The sequence below is a fragment of the Tenacibaculum sp. SDUM215027 genome (genome assembly GCF_050566205.1).
Taxonomy (GTDB): Bacteria; Bacteroidota; Bacteroidia; order Flavobacteriales; family Flavobacteriaceae; genus Polaribacter.
In genome coordinates, this window is sequence record NZ_JBNXUE010000007.1 from 88,214 (window position 1) to 103,695 (window position 15,482).

General features: G+C 30.6%; 14 protein-coding genes. 10 read left to right on the plus strand and 4 right to left on the minus strand.

Annotated elements, in window-relative coordinates:
- Positions 1-16 precede the first annotated feature (16 nt).
- From ACQYZ7_RS15135 to ACQYZ7_RS15145, 3 genes are read right to left on the minus strand one after another with little or no spacing between them, the layout of a single operon-like run.
- Positions 17-1,087 carry a hypothetical protein gene (locus ACQYZ7_RS15135; protein WP_430730556.1) on the minus strand — a complete coding sequence of 357 codons (1,071 nt, stop codon included), beginning with the start codon at positions 1,085-1,087 and terminating at the stop codon, positions 17-19.
- Positions 1,074-1,604 carry a hypothetical protein gene (locus ACQYZ7_RS15140; RefSeq protein WP_430730557.1) on the minus strand — a complete coding sequence of 177 codons (531 nt, stop codon included), beginning with the start codon at positions 1,602-1,604 and terminating at the stop codon, positions 1,074-1,076. The genes ACQYZ7_RS15135 and ACQYZ7_RS15140 overlap by 14 nt, the downstream gene beginning before the upstream one ends.
- Positions 1,594-2,169 (minus strand): RNA polymerase sigma factor, encoded by a 576-nt coding sequence (locus ACQYZ7_RS15145; RefSeq protein ID WP_430730558.1) that lies wholly within the window; start codon positions 2,167-2,169, stop codon positions 1,594-1,596. Before ACQYZ7_RS15145 ends, ACQYZ7_RS15140 begins: the two co-directional genes overlap by 11 nt.
- Before the next feature lie 201 nt (positions 2,170-2,370).
- On the opposite strand from ACQYZ7_RS15145, the gene ACQYZ7_RS15150 reads away from it, so the two are divergent.
- The 10 genes from ACQYZ7_RS15150 to ACQYZ7_RS15195 all read left to right on the plus strand — a co-directional run bounded on the left by ACQYZ7_RS15150 (position 2,371) and on the right by ACQYZ7_RS15195 (position 15,212).
- Positions 2,371-3,228 carry a hydroxymethylglutaryl-CoA lyase gene (locus tag ACQYZ7_RS15150; protein ID WP_430730559.1) on the plus strand — a complete coding sequence of 286 codons (858 nt, stop codon included), beginning with the start codon at positions 2,371-2,373 and terminating at the stop codon, positions 3,226-3,228.
- Between the two features lie 2 nt (positions 3,229-3,230).
- Positions 3,231-4,055, plus strand: a complete 825-nt coding sequence (locus tag ACQYZ7_RS15155; protein WP_430730560.1) for a hypothetical protein — start codon at positions 3,231-3,233, stop codon at positions 4,053-4,055.
- A gap of 36 nt (positions 4,056-4,091) precedes the next feature.
- Positions 4,092-5,651: a bifunctional metallophosphatase/5'-nucleotidase gene (locus ACQYZ7_RS15160; RefSeq protein ID WP_430730561.1), complete on the plus strand. Its 1,560-nt coding sequence runs from the start codon at positions 4,092-4,094 to the stop codon at positions 5,649-5,651.
- A 137-nt stretch (positions 5,652-5,788) separates the two neighbouring features.
- Positions 5,789-6,976, plus strand: coding sequence for a DUF4856 domain-containing protein (locus tag ACQYZ7_RS15165; protein WP_430730562.1), 1,188 nt, complete (start codon positions 5,789-5,791; stop codon positions 6,974-6,976).
- A gap of 104 nt (positions 6,977-7,080) precedes the next feature.
- Positions 7,081-8,181: an imelysin family protein gene (locus ACQYZ7_RS15170; RefSeq protein WP_430730563.1), complete on the plus strand. Its 1,101-nt coding sequence runs from the start codon at positions 7,081-7,083 to the stop codon at positions 8,179-8,181.
- On the plus strand, positions 8,174-9,541 hold the full coding sequence (locus tag ACQYZ7_RS15175; protein WP_430730564.1) for an HTTM domain-containing protein: 1,368 nt from the start codon (positions 8,174-8,176) through the stop codon (positions 9,539-9,541). Before ACQYZ7_RS15170 ends, ACQYZ7_RS15175 begins: the two co-directional genes overlap by 8 nt.
- Positions 9,516-12,008 carry a TonB-dependent receptor domain-containing protein gene (locus ACQYZ7_RS15180; RefSeq protein WP_430730565.1) on the plus strand — a complete coding sequence of 831 codons (2,493 nt, stop codon included), beginning with the start codon at positions 9,516-9,518 and terminating at the stop codon, positions 12,006-12,008. The genes ACQYZ7_RS15175 and ACQYZ7_RS15180 overlap by 26 nt, the downstream gene beginning before the upstream one ends.
- Before the next feature lie 238 nt (positions 12,009-12,246).
- Positions 12,247-12,735: a hypothetical protein gene (locus ACQYZ7_RS15185; RefSeq protein WP_430730566.1), complete on the plus strand. Its 489-nt coding sequence runs from the start codon at positions 12,247-12,249 to the stop codon at positions 12,733-12,735.
- A gap of 5 nt (positions 12,736-12,740) precedes the next feature.
- A complete protein-coding gene (locus ACQYZ7_RS15190; protein WP_430730567.1) occupies positions 12,741-14,465 on the plus strand; it encodes a tetratricopeptide repeat-containing sensor histidine kinase in 1,725 nt (574 codons plus the stop codon).
- A gap of 3 nt (positions 14,466-14,468) precedes the next feature.
- Positions 14,469-15,212: a LytR/AlgR family response regulator transcription factor gene (locus ACQYZ7_RS15195; protein ID WP_430730568.1), complete on the plus strand. Its 744-nt coding sequence runs from the start codon at positions 14,469-14,471 to the stop codon at positions 15,210-15,212.
- Here ACQYZ7_RS15195 and ACQYZ7_RS15200 read toward each other — a convergent pair whose 3' ends face one another.
- On the minus strand, positions 15,213-15,482 hold the full coding sequence (locus ACQYZ7_RS15200) for a hypothetical protein (RefSeq protein WP_408027642.1): 270 nt from the start codon (positions 15,480-15,482) through the stop codon (positions 15,213-15,215).

Sequence of the window (15,482 nt, forward strand, 5' to 3'; positions counted from 1 at the left end):
TTTGTAAGTTGTTGGGTTAATCATTTAATTTTAAAGAAACGCCTCCGTATCTAGATTTTATAGTAATAGAAGAGTTAGAGTTGTCTTTACCAAAAGTTCCTTCGTAATATTTTTTAGAAGATTTACTAATGCTTTTAAACATTTTTACATGGTTATCAGGATATCCAAACCCGGCATAACCTAGATCAATAGTAAAATTAAAGTTGTTATTACTACTGGTACCAAGTTTAATACCGGCATAACTTCCATCAATAACAATGCTTTCAAAACCTTTTTCAATATTTCTAACTCTGACACCACCATAATCAGTATCAATTTTTAAGTTTTTTCTAAGAGTTCCAATTTTTATACTAGCATAATCAGAATTACCATTAATATTTGAGGCGTCATCTATAGAAATACTTCCATAATCACTATTAAAGTCAACATTGTTTGCTGTACCTATTTTCATGGTAGAATAGTCGGCATTTACTTTTAAGTTTTCTGACTTTATAATAGCTAACTTAGAGTAATCAACACTTAGGTTTCCTGATTTCATAAAATTAATTTCAGAAGTACCACAGTAATCTAAATTAATGTTATTAGTTTCATTTAGTAATTGGTCAATTTGTATTTTACCATAATCACAATTAATATTGGACTTACCTTCTAGTTTGTCTAATTCAATATTTCCGTACTTATTGTTTAAATCGGCATTATTGGTAACTGGCATTTTAACAAAGTAATTAATCTTATAGTTTGTGTTATTGCTGCCCCACCATGACCAGCTAGATTTTGTTTTTTCAATAATAGTTCTTGCTTCTACTAAACTAGGAGTAGACTCAAATCGAACATCAATAGCTTTTAGTTTACGTTCAACGTTAGATAAATCACTCCCTTTTACGGTAATTTTTACGTTGATTTCTATTCTGTTTTCATTCCAAGTAGTTACGTTTACATTACCGTATTTATTGTTAATGTATAAGGTAGCATTTTTGTTAACAGAAAAAGTTTTACGTATATTTTTGCTTTTTTCGTGTTTTTTATCATTAGCTACTAAAAGTGTAGGAATGAATAAGAGTAGGAAAAGTAGTTTATATAATTTCATCTTCTAATATTTCTAATTTTGTAGGGTTTTGTTGTAATTCTAATCGTAAAAGAAGTTTTTCTAAGACATCTAATCGTTGTTGATAATTTTGTATCATTTCTCTGATAATTTGATGTTTGTTTTCTCTTTTAGATAATTCTTTTACAAGGGTTTTGTATTGGTCCTCTAGTTCTTCAATTTCGTTTAAAGAATCTTCAATAACCGTTTCAGTTTCTAAATTTCTATATTGTTCAACCTCTTTTAGTTCTTGATTTATGGTTGTAACAAAAAAGTTTTGAGCTTCTGCCATTTTAGGTGAAATATCGGCTAAGTCGTATGTGTTTTTTTGTTGGTAGCTACCAAGGTAAAAACCTAAAACCAATACTACAGATGCTGCAATACTCATCCAAAAAAACGATGGTTTTTTAGGTTTTTTCGGAGCTTCTAGCTTGCGCTGAAATCGATTTAAATGTCCTTGATGAGGCTCAAAAACATCAAAATCATTCTCTTTAAAAAATTGATGCAGTTTATCCTCCATATATTTGTGTTTTATTAGTATTAGTAGTTAATACTTGTTTTAACTTCTTTTTTGCTCTTGATACTGTTGTTCGTACATTTTCATTAGTATAATTTAGTATTTGAGCGATTTCTTCATAATCATAGCCTTCAATTAGGTTTAAAGTCAATACAATTCTGTAATTATCCTTTAAGCTTTGTAAACAGTTTATAACTCTTTTAACTTCTAGTGAACTATAATCTATCTCTATATCTTCAACTTCATAGCTAGGAATCACGTCCATTCTTACTTCATCATATCGAGTAACTTTCTTTAATTGGGTTAAACTCTTATTAATTACAATTCTTTTTAACCAAGCTCCAAAAGCAACTTCACCTTTAAAAGTATCTAATTTCGTAAAAGCAGTTAAAAATGCTTCTTGAATTAAATCTTCTGCTTCGAATTCGTCTTTTAAAATACGATATGATGTATTATACATGGCTTTGTAATAGCTTTCATACACCTGCATTTGTGCAGAGTTATCGTTTTTCTTACAGCGTTCGATTAGTTGGTTGATATGTGTTTGTTGCGACTCCAATGAAATCATTCTATACTAGAGACAAATTAACTTTTAAATTGTGACAGTTTATTTTAATAAAAATAAATTTTTTAAAGTAAAATTTCAGAATTTAAACTTTTTTATTTGGTATTTTGTTGATAATTAATTAATTGTGTATTCTTTTTTTGGTTGAATTAGAGCAAGTAACGCAAGGTAAAAAAATGAATCAAAATACGTATATTTGGCACAATGGTTAACAGTGTTAAAATTATTGAATGTCCAAGGGACGCAATGCAAGGAATTAAAAGCCATTTTATTCCCACAGAGGCGAAGGCAACATATATCAATTCACTGTTAAAAGTGGGATTTGATACGATTGATTTTGGAAGCTTTGTATCGCCAAAGGCAATTCCACAAATGAAAGATACAGCTGAAGTTTTATCGAAATTAGATTTATCAACAACTAAAAGTAAACTTTTAGCAATTGTAGCAAATGTACGTGGAGCAAATGATGCATCTCAGTTTGAAGAGATTGATTATTTAGGGTATCCTTTTTCAATATCAGAAAATTTTCAAATGCGTAATACGCACAAAACGATTGAACAATCTATTGATACTTTGAAAGAAGTGTTGGCTATTGCTAACCGAACAAACAAAGAAGTAGTAGCTTACTTGTCAATGGGATTTGGAAATCCTTATGGAGATCCATGGAGTGTGGAAATAGTTGGAGAATGGACAGAAAAACTTTCGGCGTTTGGTGTTAAAATCTTATCTTTGTCAGACACAATTGGAAGCTCAACACCTGAAGATATAGACTACTTATTTTCAAACTTAATACCTAGTTATCCTCAAATAGAATTCGGAGCTCATTTACATACAACACCAGCTAAATGGCATGAAAAAGTTGACAGTGCTTTTAAAGCAGGTTGCCGACGTTTTGATGGAGCTATAAAAGGGTATGGAGGTTGTCCAATGGCGAAAGATGAGTTAACAGGTAATATGCCAACAGAAAAGTTATTGTCTTATTTTACAGCAAATAAAGTAACAACCAATATTAAACCAATGAGTTTTGAAAGTGCTTATAATAAGGCACTAGAAGTTTTTTAAAGATGACGAAATTAAATATTATTTTTCTATTTTTCTTTATTTCAGCCTTTTCTCAATCTACAGATAGTGAGAGAATAGGAGTATGGAATGTGAAAGGTAGTAAAGTGGTTAAAAATGAGTTAGTAAGCGATGAGTTAGCGGCCTATTACTGGGGTGAATTTAATAGGATTTTTCCAAAAGAACTCACTCAGAAATATATAAAACGTATTGTTTTAATGACGGATGGCGTAGATGAAAAAACAGGAGCTTTAGTTGCATTGAGTTCAAAAAATGACAAATGGCAATTAGAAATTGATATTAGAGATGTTAATTTTGAAACTAAAGATAAAAGAAGGCTTCATGAGTCTGTGTATACTTTAGTGCATGAGTTCGGACACTTACTAACATTAAATAGGACTCAAATAAGACCTACAGAAAAAAGGAAGCAAGAAGAAGGAGAGTTGTATTTAACTCTTGAAGGAGAAGCCTACAAAAATAGTTATATCAATAGGTTTGTTAATATATTTTGGAAAGGAGGGCTATTAAACCGTTGGGATGTTATTCAACGAAAATATTGTTACACTGAAGCAAATTACTATACCGAAGCAAACTGTGTAGAAAAGCTGTATGATTTATACTTAAATAATCGAACAGAGTTCCTTACAGATTACGCTGCTGAAAGTCCAGAAGAAGATATTGTTGAAAGCTGGACAGCTTTTGTGTTAAGACCTAAAATAAAGAAGCCTAGAACTATAGCGCATAAAAAAATAAACTTCTTTTACCAATTTCCAGAATTGGTAGAATATCGAAAAATGATAAGACAAAACACACGTCAATATCTTCACTAGAATTTGTAAATTTGGTTTTCTTATAAAAAAAACCAAATGAAGCAATTTAAAACCCTATTACTACTTTTAATAACTTGCACTTTAGTTAGTTGTGGTTCTCCAAAAAAGAAAATCAATACAACTACATCAGAAACAACGTATCAGTTTAAAAAAGATACTGATAAAACCTATTTTACATTACTACAACTAAACGATGTGTATGAAATAGCTCCAATTCAGGGAGGAATGTATGGTGGAATGGCTAGAGTTGAAACGGTACATAAACAACTTCTAAAAGAAAATAAAAATACAATGTTAGTATTGGCAGGAGATTTTTTATCACCTTCTTTATTAGGAACAATGAAGTATAATGGAGATAGAGTAAGAGGAAAACAGATGGTAGAAGTCATGAATGCCATGAATTTTGACCTTGTAGCATTTGGAAATCATGAATTCGATTTAAGTTATACACATTTACAAAATCGTTTGAATGAGAGTAAGTTTGATTGGATATCTGCCAATGTGCTGCATAACGCTGATGGTAAACACTCTTATTTTTATAAAATCATTGATGGCAAAAAAGAAACTTTAAAAGATTCTTTCATTAAAGAATTTAAGAATTCTGATGGAACGAATTTAAAAGTAGGGTTTATAAGTGTTTGCATTCCTTCTAATCCAAGAAATTATGTGCATTATGGAGATATGTACAAAGAGATACAACGTTCATATAACGAAATAAAAGATAAAGTTGACATTGTATTAGGGTTAACTCATGCATCACTTACACAAGACAAAAAAATAGCAAAACTTTTACCAAATGTGCCACTAATAATGGGAGGGCATGAACACACCAATAGTTACACAAGAGTAGGAGAGGTTACAGTTGCAAAAGCAGACGCTAACGCAAAAACAGCATATATTCATAGATTTGAATACAACCCTAAAACAAAAAAAGTTAACTTTAAATCAGAATTAAAAGAAATTAATAAATCAATCCCTTTTGATGCGAATGTAAAAGAAGTTGTAGATAAATGGCAAGCAGTCTTAGAAGATAAAATTCAAGAAGTAGTATCGAATCCTTATGAAGTAATATACAAGGCAGCTGAACCTTTAGATGCAAGAGAAAGTACAATTAGAGTTGTACAAACCAATATGGGTGAAATTATTGCAGAATCAATGAGCTTAGCTTATAATAATGAAGTAGACTGTGCTTTAGTAAATGGTGGATCTGTAAGAATAGATGATGTGTTGGCTGGAGACGTAAATGCTGTAGATATCTTTAGAGTGTTACCATATGGAGGTGAGATTTTAAAAGTTAAAATTAAGGGAAGTTTATTAAAAAAGGTATTAGATTTTGGAGTAGAATCTTCAGGGACAGGAGCTTATTTACAACGATTTAATGCTAATAAAACGAACGGAGAATGGATACTTAAAAATGGTAAACTTCAAGAAAACGAAACCTATACTGTTGCTTTCTCTGATTACTTATTAAGAGGACTTGACATTCCAATACTTTCAGATAAAAGTGAAGGAGTTTTAAATATTTATACACCAAAAAAGGAAGAAATAGCACACGATATACGTAAGGCTGTTGTTAATTTTCTTAAACAAAAGTAGTTTTAAAGTATTGTTAGTTATGTAAATAACTAAAATTGCTGAAATTTATTTAAAATAAGTCTTAATAAGATTTGTGAGGTTAGATTTCTTATATAAATTTGCCGAATAAAATTAATTAAAACTTAATCTAAATAAAAATGAAAAGAGTAATCCTTTCTATGATAGCTGTGTCAGCTTTAGTATTTACATCTTGTTCAGATGATAATGACAATGATGTAAAACAACCAGTAGAAGCTCCAGCTACCTATGCTTTTAATGGAAAAGATAATAAATCTAACGTTAGTTTTTCAGGACAAGTAGCACGTTTAAAAATGGCTAAAGAGTTAAAGGATGCGCTTGGAATTAATACCAAAACTCTGGCTCAGTTAGAAGAAATGTTTAAAGAGGGTACAGGTTTTGAAGATGCATCATTAAACACTTCAGGGAAAAAACTTAGAGGTACTGTGGCTTCTGCTACAAACTCTAACGTAGATGCTGTAGAAACAGATGAGTTAAGGTTAAAAATGGATGGATGGATTGAAGACCATGCCACAGAAGTATATGCTAATTGGAATACAGATGCAGCCGCAGGTACAGCAGGAAAACTAATTACAGGTAGTAGAACAGTTTATGTAAGTGCTAAAGGAGTTGAGTACAATCAAGCAGTAGCTAAAACATTAATAGGTTCTGTGATTGCAGATCAAATGATAAACAAATATGTTTCTCAAAAATTTATTGATGCTAATAAAGCAGATCATGAAGCTGGAAAACCATATAAAGGAGATGCCACCAAAAATTATACAGCTTTACAACATGGTTGGGATGAAGCTTATGGGTATTTATTTGGTTTAGAAGAAGATCCTGCAAAACCAGTTAATTCTTTAGACGACAGAAAAGGTTTTTTGAACTCTTATATTAAAAGTGTTGATAACGATAGTAAGTTTAAAGGAACTTTTGATGATGTGTACAATGCATTCAAATTAGGAAGAGCAGCAGTAGATGCTAATGATTATGAACTAGCAAGAAAGCAAGCTGAAACTATTAGAGTATCAGTATCTAAAGTAATAGGGGTGATGGCTGCACATTACCTATTAAAAGGAAAAGGAGCTAAAGATGCAAATAGTTTACATGCATTATCTGAAGCATATGGTTTTTTACAATCACTACGATTTGTTGAAATTAACGGACAGCAAGTTGAAAAAAATCAAATCGCAGGTACTATAACAATGTTAGAGGCTGATAATGGTTTATGGTCTATTACAGATGACCAATTAGATCAAATTGCATCTAGGTTAGGAACCTACTTTGGTTTTACAACAGAAGATGTAGTTAGTTTAAATGACTAAACTATTAAATGAGATAAATTAAAAATAGCCATGTACAGTTACGTGGCTATTTTTTTTTATTTTTGCGTGTTTATTTAGATTAATAAAAAATTAATTAAAACAAGATGAAAAAAATCGTATACATATGTGTACTCTCTTTAATTGTTGCTTGTAGTCCAAGTAGTAATGATGATTCCAGTACATCAACACCAGATGATTTTAATAGAAAAGAAATGTTGACTTTTTGGGCTGATCAAATGATTATTCCTGGATATAATGATTTTGTAGAGAAAACAGAATTATTAAATGAAACAATAAATAAATTTACAACAACAGCAAACACAGCTAATTTAGTTGAGGCAAGAACTGCATGGAAAAATGCTTATATAACTTGGCAAAAGATTTCGTTATTCCAAGTAGGTAAAGCCCAAGAAATAAACATGGTTGGTTATATGAATACAATACCAACGAATGCTACTCAATTAGATGATTATGCTAAGTCGGGGACTTATAACTTAGAATCACCTAATTTAATAAGTGTACAAGGTTTTCCTGCTTTAGACTATTTACTTAATGGGAAAGGTACTGATGAAGAAACAGTAACTTTTTATACAACAGCAGAAAATGCAGCTAAGTATACACAATATTTAAAAGATGTAAGTAACAGAGTTTACAATTTATCTAAACAAGTTAAAGATGATTGGAACGGAGGTTACAGGCAAACTTTTATTGAAAACGATGGATATTCTATATCAAGTAGTGTAGATAAATTAGTAAACTTTTATGTTATAGCTTTTTTTGAAAAACAATTAAGAGACCCTAAAATAGCAAATCCATCAGGAGCAAGAACAGGTATACCAGATGTTACATTGGTTGAAGGCTTTTATAAAAAAGACATCTCTAAAGAATTATTTATAACCGCGTTAACAGCAACAAAAAACTTTTATAAAGGAATAGGTTATAATGGAAATAAAGGAAAAAGCTTACAGCAGTATCTTGAGTTTCTAAAAAGAAAAGATTTAGCAGATTTAATAAACACAAACTTTACAAAAATAGAAGATAAAGCAAGTTTATTAAAAAATGACTTTACAGATCAAATTCAAAATGACAAAAATGTGTTTTTAAATACTTACGAAGCTATGCAAACAGTATTAAAAAACTTTAAACCAGATATGATGAGTGCTATGAGTATTAAAAATACTTCGAGCGACGCTGATAATGATTAATACAGTACAAAAATATTTTAAAAAAAATACGGAAGCTGCTCCACTTGCAGTATTTCGTATTTTTTTTGGGTTTATGATGTTTTGTAGCATACTACGTTTTTGGTTAAACGGATGGATAGAAGAACAATATATAAACCCAAAGTTTTTCTTTTCTTACTACGGATTTGAGTATATAAAACCATTAGGTAACTATACCTATTTATTATTTTTTATTTGTGCAATAGCTGCCTTACTTATAATGTTAGGTTATAAATATAAAGCAGCGACAATTACGTTTTTTTTAAGCTTTACCTACATAGAGTTAATGGATAAAAGCTATTACTTAAACCATTATTACTTTGTAAGTTTAGTAGCATTCATTTTAATTTTTCTACCAGCAAATGCTTATTTTTCTGTAGATGCAAAACAAAATGAAAAAATAGCTTATCAAAAAATACCTAATTGGACTATAGATGCTATAAAATTATTATTAGGTATTGTATATTTTTATGCAGGATTAGCAAAACTAAATTCCGATTGGTTGTTTAGAGCCTCTCCATTATGCATATGGTTACCTGTACAAAATAATCTACCATTAGTAGGTTTTTTAATGTCTAAAACATGGTTTCACTTTGCTATGAGTTGGGCAGGAGCCATATACGATTTAACAGTACCTTTTTTATTATTAAATAAACGAACACGTACCATAGCATTTGTTACAGTAGTTGTTTTTCATGTATTTACACGAATACTATTTTCAATAGGAATGTTTCCTTATATAATGATTGTCTCAACCATTATATTTTTCAATCCAAAAGTGCACCATAAAATACTAAATATCATAGCAGCTATATTTAGAATTTCTAAGGATTATTTCGATCAAGGAAAAACCTTGGTAACTACCCAAAAACTAACATTAACAAGAAAGTTTTTAATACTGTTCTTTATACTACAAATCATTATTCCTTTTAGGTATTTGTTGTACCCTGGAGAATTATTTTGGACAGAAGAAGGATACCGTTTTTCTTGGCGTGTTATGTTAACAGAAAAAGCGGGCTATGCAGAGTTTAAAATAATTGATGAAGAAACAAAAAAGCAAGTATATATTGACAATAGCGACTATTTAACAACATTACAAGAAAAACAAATGAGTTTTCAATCAGATTTTATACTTGAATTTGCTCATTTTTTAGGAGATACCTACAAAAAGAAAGGAATGAAAAATCCTAAAGTATACGTAGATAGTTATGTAACATTAAACGGTCGACTTAGCACACAATTTATAAATCCAAAAGTAGATTTATACCAACAAAAAGAAAGTTTTAAACACAAAAATTGGATTATACCATTTAACCATGAAATCAAAATTAAAGGTCTGTAGTATTATTTTTATCTTATTTTTAGCTGTGCAAACAGCGGTAGCACAATATACCATTTCAGGAAAAATAGTTGATGAAAAAGGGAACCCTATTAATAATGTTGAAGTTTTTGACGCTTCAGGCGGAAAGTTGGCAACATCAGACGCTCAAGGAAATTATAAAACCAAACCATTACAATCAGGAAACTATTCATTGGTATTCTTTTCTTATAATTTCGAGATGAAAGAAGATGTATTAACTATTGGAAATAAAAATATAGTAGTAAACATAACTCTTTTAAAGTTAGACGAAGAACTATCAGAAGTAATCATCAATCAAAGGCTAAGAAAAGTATTTAGTTTAAAAAGATTAAAAGCAGTGGAAGGAACTGCTATTTATGAAGGAAAAAAAACAGAAGTAGTTTTATTAGATCAAACAGTAGGAAATAAAGCGGCGAATAACGCACGCCAAATATACAGTCAAGTAGTTGGACTCAATATTTACGAAAATGACGATGCTGGATTACAGTTAAACATTGGAGGTAGAGGCTTGGATCCTAACAGAACATCAAACTTTAATACACGACAAAACGGTTATGACATTAGTGCAGATGTATTAGGGTATCCAGAAAGTTATTACACACCACCAGCAGAGGCCTTACAAGAAATCCAAATTGTAAGAGGAGCTGCATCATTACAATACGGAACACAATTTGGAGGGTTGTTAAATTTTAAATTTAACGAACCCAATAAGAGTAAAGAATTTGAGTTCATAACAAGACAATCTACAGGATCTTTCGGTCTTTTCAATTCTTTTAATAGTGTTGGAGGCACAGTTGATAAAACAGGTTATTACGGTTACATAAATTATAAACGAGGAGATGGTTTTAGACCAAATTCAGAATTTAACTCAATAAATATTTATGGTCATGTAGATCATAAACTATCAGAAAAAACAACTTTAACAGTAGAGGCAACATATTTAAATTATTTAGCAAAACAAGCAGGAGGGTTAAATGATAGAATGTTTAATGAAGATCCTTTTCAGAGTAACAGATCAAGAAATTGGTTTCGTGTGAATTGGAATTTATGGGCGGTAAAACTAGACCATAATTTTACAGAAGACACACGCCTAAGTGTTAACTTATTTGGATTAAATGCTTCGAGAAAAGCCATAGGGTTTAGAGGGAATTATAAATCAAGTAATGTAAGTCCTATAACCTATGTAGATGAACCTTTTGCAGATGGAAATTATGCTACAAGAGATTTAATTAACGGACAATATAAAAACTGGGGAACAGAAATACGTTTTTTATCAAACTATAATTTTAGGGGGCAAAAGAATACTTACTTACTAGGTGTAAAATATTACAAAGCAAATAATTCAGAACAGCAAGGAGCAGGATCTAATGGTGTAGATGCAAACTTTACATTTGCAGATGTAGATGCCTATGCCTCATCTAATTTTAAATTCCCAAATACGAACGTAGCATTATTTGGAGAACATATTTTTAAACTATCAGATAAATTCTCAATAACTCCTGGATTTAGATTAGAATACATAAAAACAGGAAGTAATGGTGATTATAAAACAGTATTATGGAATAATGAAGACCTACAAAACGGAGAGCCGTTACCTAATGGAATTAATACGTTTAGAGACGATAGAACAAAAGAAAGAAGCTTTGCTTTATTTGGTATTGGTGCAAGTTATAAACCATCAACAAAGTTAGAGATTTATGCAAATGCCTCTCAAAACTATCGCTCAGTAACCTTTAATGACATCCGTACGGTAAGTCCTACTTTTAAAGTAGATGAAAACATAGATGATGAAGAAGGAGGAACAGCAGATATTGGAATAAGAGGAAAGATTAAGAACATTGTAACCTATGATCTAAGCGGATTTGGACTGTTTTACAACAAAAGAATCGGAATTTTTTGGGTAAGCAGCGGACCCGATGCAGGAGATAGGTTAAGAACTAATGTAGGAGACGCTTTTATTTATGGTTTTGAAGGTTTTACAGATGTTAGTTTGGCAAATGCATTTAAGTTGTCACAAAACTATGTACTAAATACCTATGTAAACCTAGCGTTAACACAATCAGAATATACAGATTCATTAGAAAAATCAGTAATAGGAAATCAAGTAGAGTTTATACCGAACCTAAACTTAAAAACAGGAGTGAAGTTTGGATATAAAAACTTTTTAAGTAGTTTACAGTTAACGCATTTGTCAGAACAACAAACCGATGCTACACATGCAACAGTAGATAGCACACATCCTAGTTACGGAACAATAGGTCCTATACCAGCATATACAATTGTAGATGCTTCTTTTTCATATTCGTATAAAAAATGGAAGCTAGAAACAGGGGTTAACAACCTGTTAGACGAAAAATACTTTACACGTAGGGCAACAGGATATCCGGGACCAGGTATTATACCATCATCTCCAAGAAATTGGTATGTAACATTACAGTTCAAAATTTAAAATAAAGGGAGATACTTAGTTTTCTCCCTTTTTTAGTTACATGGTATTAGCACATAGTTTCATCGTGTTTATAACGGTTTTCTCTTACTGTAAATAATATTTACTTTCCCAATAGGAATATGAGAAATTTCACAAAAGACAAATTTCTCTATAACCTCTATAAAATAGTAACAAACTATTTTTTCTTTTCTTTTTATAATTGTAAATTTAGCCAATAACCAAATTTAAATTATAAAACATGGGAAACCCAGTAAACGTTAACGGAGTTACATTAACATTAAAAAGCTTTAGTAAGTTTGACACAAATATTAGTGCAGATAATGTACCTACAGGTCCTTTAGTAAACATGTCTAGAGATGAATCTGGAAACAGTGAAACTCCTAATATCGTAACGGTTTTAGCTTACTTACCAGACAACACATTAAACCCAGTAGACAATATAAGTGGGCTACAATTAGAAGGAGATAAAGTATACTTAAATTACTATGGAGTTACGCCAACTAGAATCTTAAACAAAGATGGTGGATACGATACGGTAAGTTGTAGAGACTTTAGAGTAGAATTTAATTGCGATGAAGTAGCTAGCCAATACGATTTATATTATGTACAGTTTGCCTATCAATTAGATGAAGGAACTCCATCTGTAGATATGATTTTAGTACGTAGTGAAAATGATGACCCAGTAACAGATAGAGGAACTGTAACTACGCCTGCTGATCCAGAATAATTATTTTGAATAGAATAACATTTTTTTTTATAGTTTTAGGTTCTGTTTTTTTTTTAAAAAGTGAGCCTGAAAATAAGTCTTATATAATTATAAGAGGAGATAAATTATGTGAAATAAGTAAAGGAAAAAGTTTGTTTTGTAAAGCTTTTACTTTTTACAAAGAAAAGGAGTATGATTCTTGTTATGTATATAGTTCGAAGGCTTTGGCTTTAAGTGAAGGGATACGAAGAGAGGAAAAGAATATATTGAATTATATACAAGGCGTTAGTGCGATTAGAAAGAAATTATTAAATAAAGCATTGAGAAACGCTTTTTCAATTTCAGAAGAAAATCATCAATATAGAGAGTTAAAATATGCTGCCTTAGGAAGGGTTTATCTTGGAATGAAAAAGTACGATAGCGCTATTTTTCATTATAAAAAGTGGGAAGAAATAATAAAAATTTCTACGCCAAGATTTAGAAAAGTAGCGTTTCATAACCTAGGTTTAAGTTATGTTCATAAAAAAAACTATAATAAAGCAAAAGAATACTTTTCAAAAGAACTTTCTTTGATAGAAGAGAAAGATACCGCTGTTATCATTAGGACTAAAATGGATTTAGCAAATGTCTATTACAATCAGTATTTAGATGATGAAGCGATTCCATTATTTATAGAGGCGTATGATTTAGCAAAATTATTTTCTGATTTAGAATTGAAGCAAAATTCTACGAGAAATATGGCGGTTGTTGAGAAGAATAGAAAAAACTACCAAAAAAGTATAGAGTATTATATGGAATATGGTAATTGGAAAGATTCTATTTGGAACCGTGATAAAATTTGGGAGCTTACAGAAAAAGACAAACAATTAGCCGTAGCCCAAAAGCAACAAGAAATCGTTTTACAAGAAGAGCAGTTAAAGCGTCAAGCAGTAGTGCAAAAGAGTTTGGTAATAGGAGCTTCGGGTTTATTAGTTTTTCTCGGATTTTTAGGTTATTTTTATAGAGAGTTAAGAAGTAAAAATAGGTTTATTACCCAACAAAAGGAGGAATTAAACGTTGCAAACAAAACGAAAGACTATTTATTTTCTGTAGTGTCTCATGATTTACGTTCGCCAATAAATACAATTAAGCGACAACACGTAAAGCTAAAACGTCAGTTAAAAAACAAAGAATACGATGCGGTAAGTGAAACTACCAACAATGCTATTGCATTAACAGAAAGCACAAGTCACTTATTAAACAATGTATTGCATTGGTCGTTAGAGCAAAACAATCAGTTATCGTTTAAAGCAGAAGAATATCCTTTAAAACCGTTGGTGGAACAGGCTGTTTATAACTTTGAAGAGATTGCAGAAGCTAAAAATATTGCACTAACTACAAAGTTAGAAGCCACTATTTTGGTAAAAGCAGATAAAGAGTCCTTAAAAATAGTATTGAGAAATTTGTTAGATAATGCACTAAAATACACAGGAGAAAACGGTAAAATAGCAATAAAAACCTATACCGATTCTGAAGAATTTAGTACGATTGAAATTAAAGACACAGGTTTTGGAATTTCAAAAGAAAAACTAGCAAAAATAAAAGGTTTAGAAGATTTAAGTATTGATAAAATTAACAGATCTGAGGGTGTAGGGCTAGGTATGTTATTGTGTCAAACACTTATTAAAAAGAATAATGGAAAATTACTCATAGATAGTGAGTTGGAAGTGGGGACAACTATACGAATTTTGTTACCCAACGCAAGCGCATAAATTATGAAAAAACTACAATTATTATTGTTAGAAGATTCAGGAGAGGAAGCTTTAGAACTTTCTTCTTTTTTAGAAGATAATGATTACGAAGTATCATTAGCAAAAAATGCGGTAGAAGCAGAAAAACTGATTAGAAACCGCTTTTTTGATGTTATTATTTTAGACATCATGATAAACGGAAGACCAGACGGAATTTCGTTAGCACATCGTTTGAATAAAGAAGGAATTAACGTACCGTTTTTATTCTTAACAAGTATGCAAGGAAGAGAAATTTTTGATGAAGCAAAACTAACCAATCCGTTAGTGTATCTTTTAAAGCCATATAACAAACTAGAATTGTTATTCTCTTTAGAATTGGCAATTGAGTCGTGTTATCAGCAAAATAACAGTATTAGTTTAGCATCAGACAATGGTGTATTAAGTCCAGCTTTTTTATTCATAAAGAAAAAAAGAAGCGTAGTAAAAGTTGATGTAGCTGCTATTAATTATGTAGAAGTAAAAGAAAAGTACTGTAGTATAATTTGCGACTCAGGAAATTACCTAATAAAGTTATCGCTAACCAAGTTAAAAGACATGCTGTCTAATCCAGATTTTAGACAGGTACACAGAAATTACTTGGTAAACGTTAAGAAAATCAAAGAAATTTACTTTGAAGATAACCTTATTGTTTTAGATAATGAAGAGAAAATTCTCTTTAGTGAGCGTTATAAAACAGCCTTTATAAAAGACAATACAATTTTTAGATAGTTATACAACTTTAGAAACTAAACTTATTACAAAGCCAAAGCCATTTTCGATGTTAGAAATAGCTTTGGCTTTTTCGTTATTACTAATAGTAGCATCATCAATAAGTTTAAGTGTTTTTATGGCGTTAGCATTGGTAATTTTACTTTCCTTAATAAAAGCATCTACTTCACTAAGTTTTAAATTAGTTAAACTAGCCAATTGTTTGTTAAACTCAGTATCAGTTTGTGAAGCAGCTTCTTTAGCTATATTGTTCCAATCTATAGAATTCAT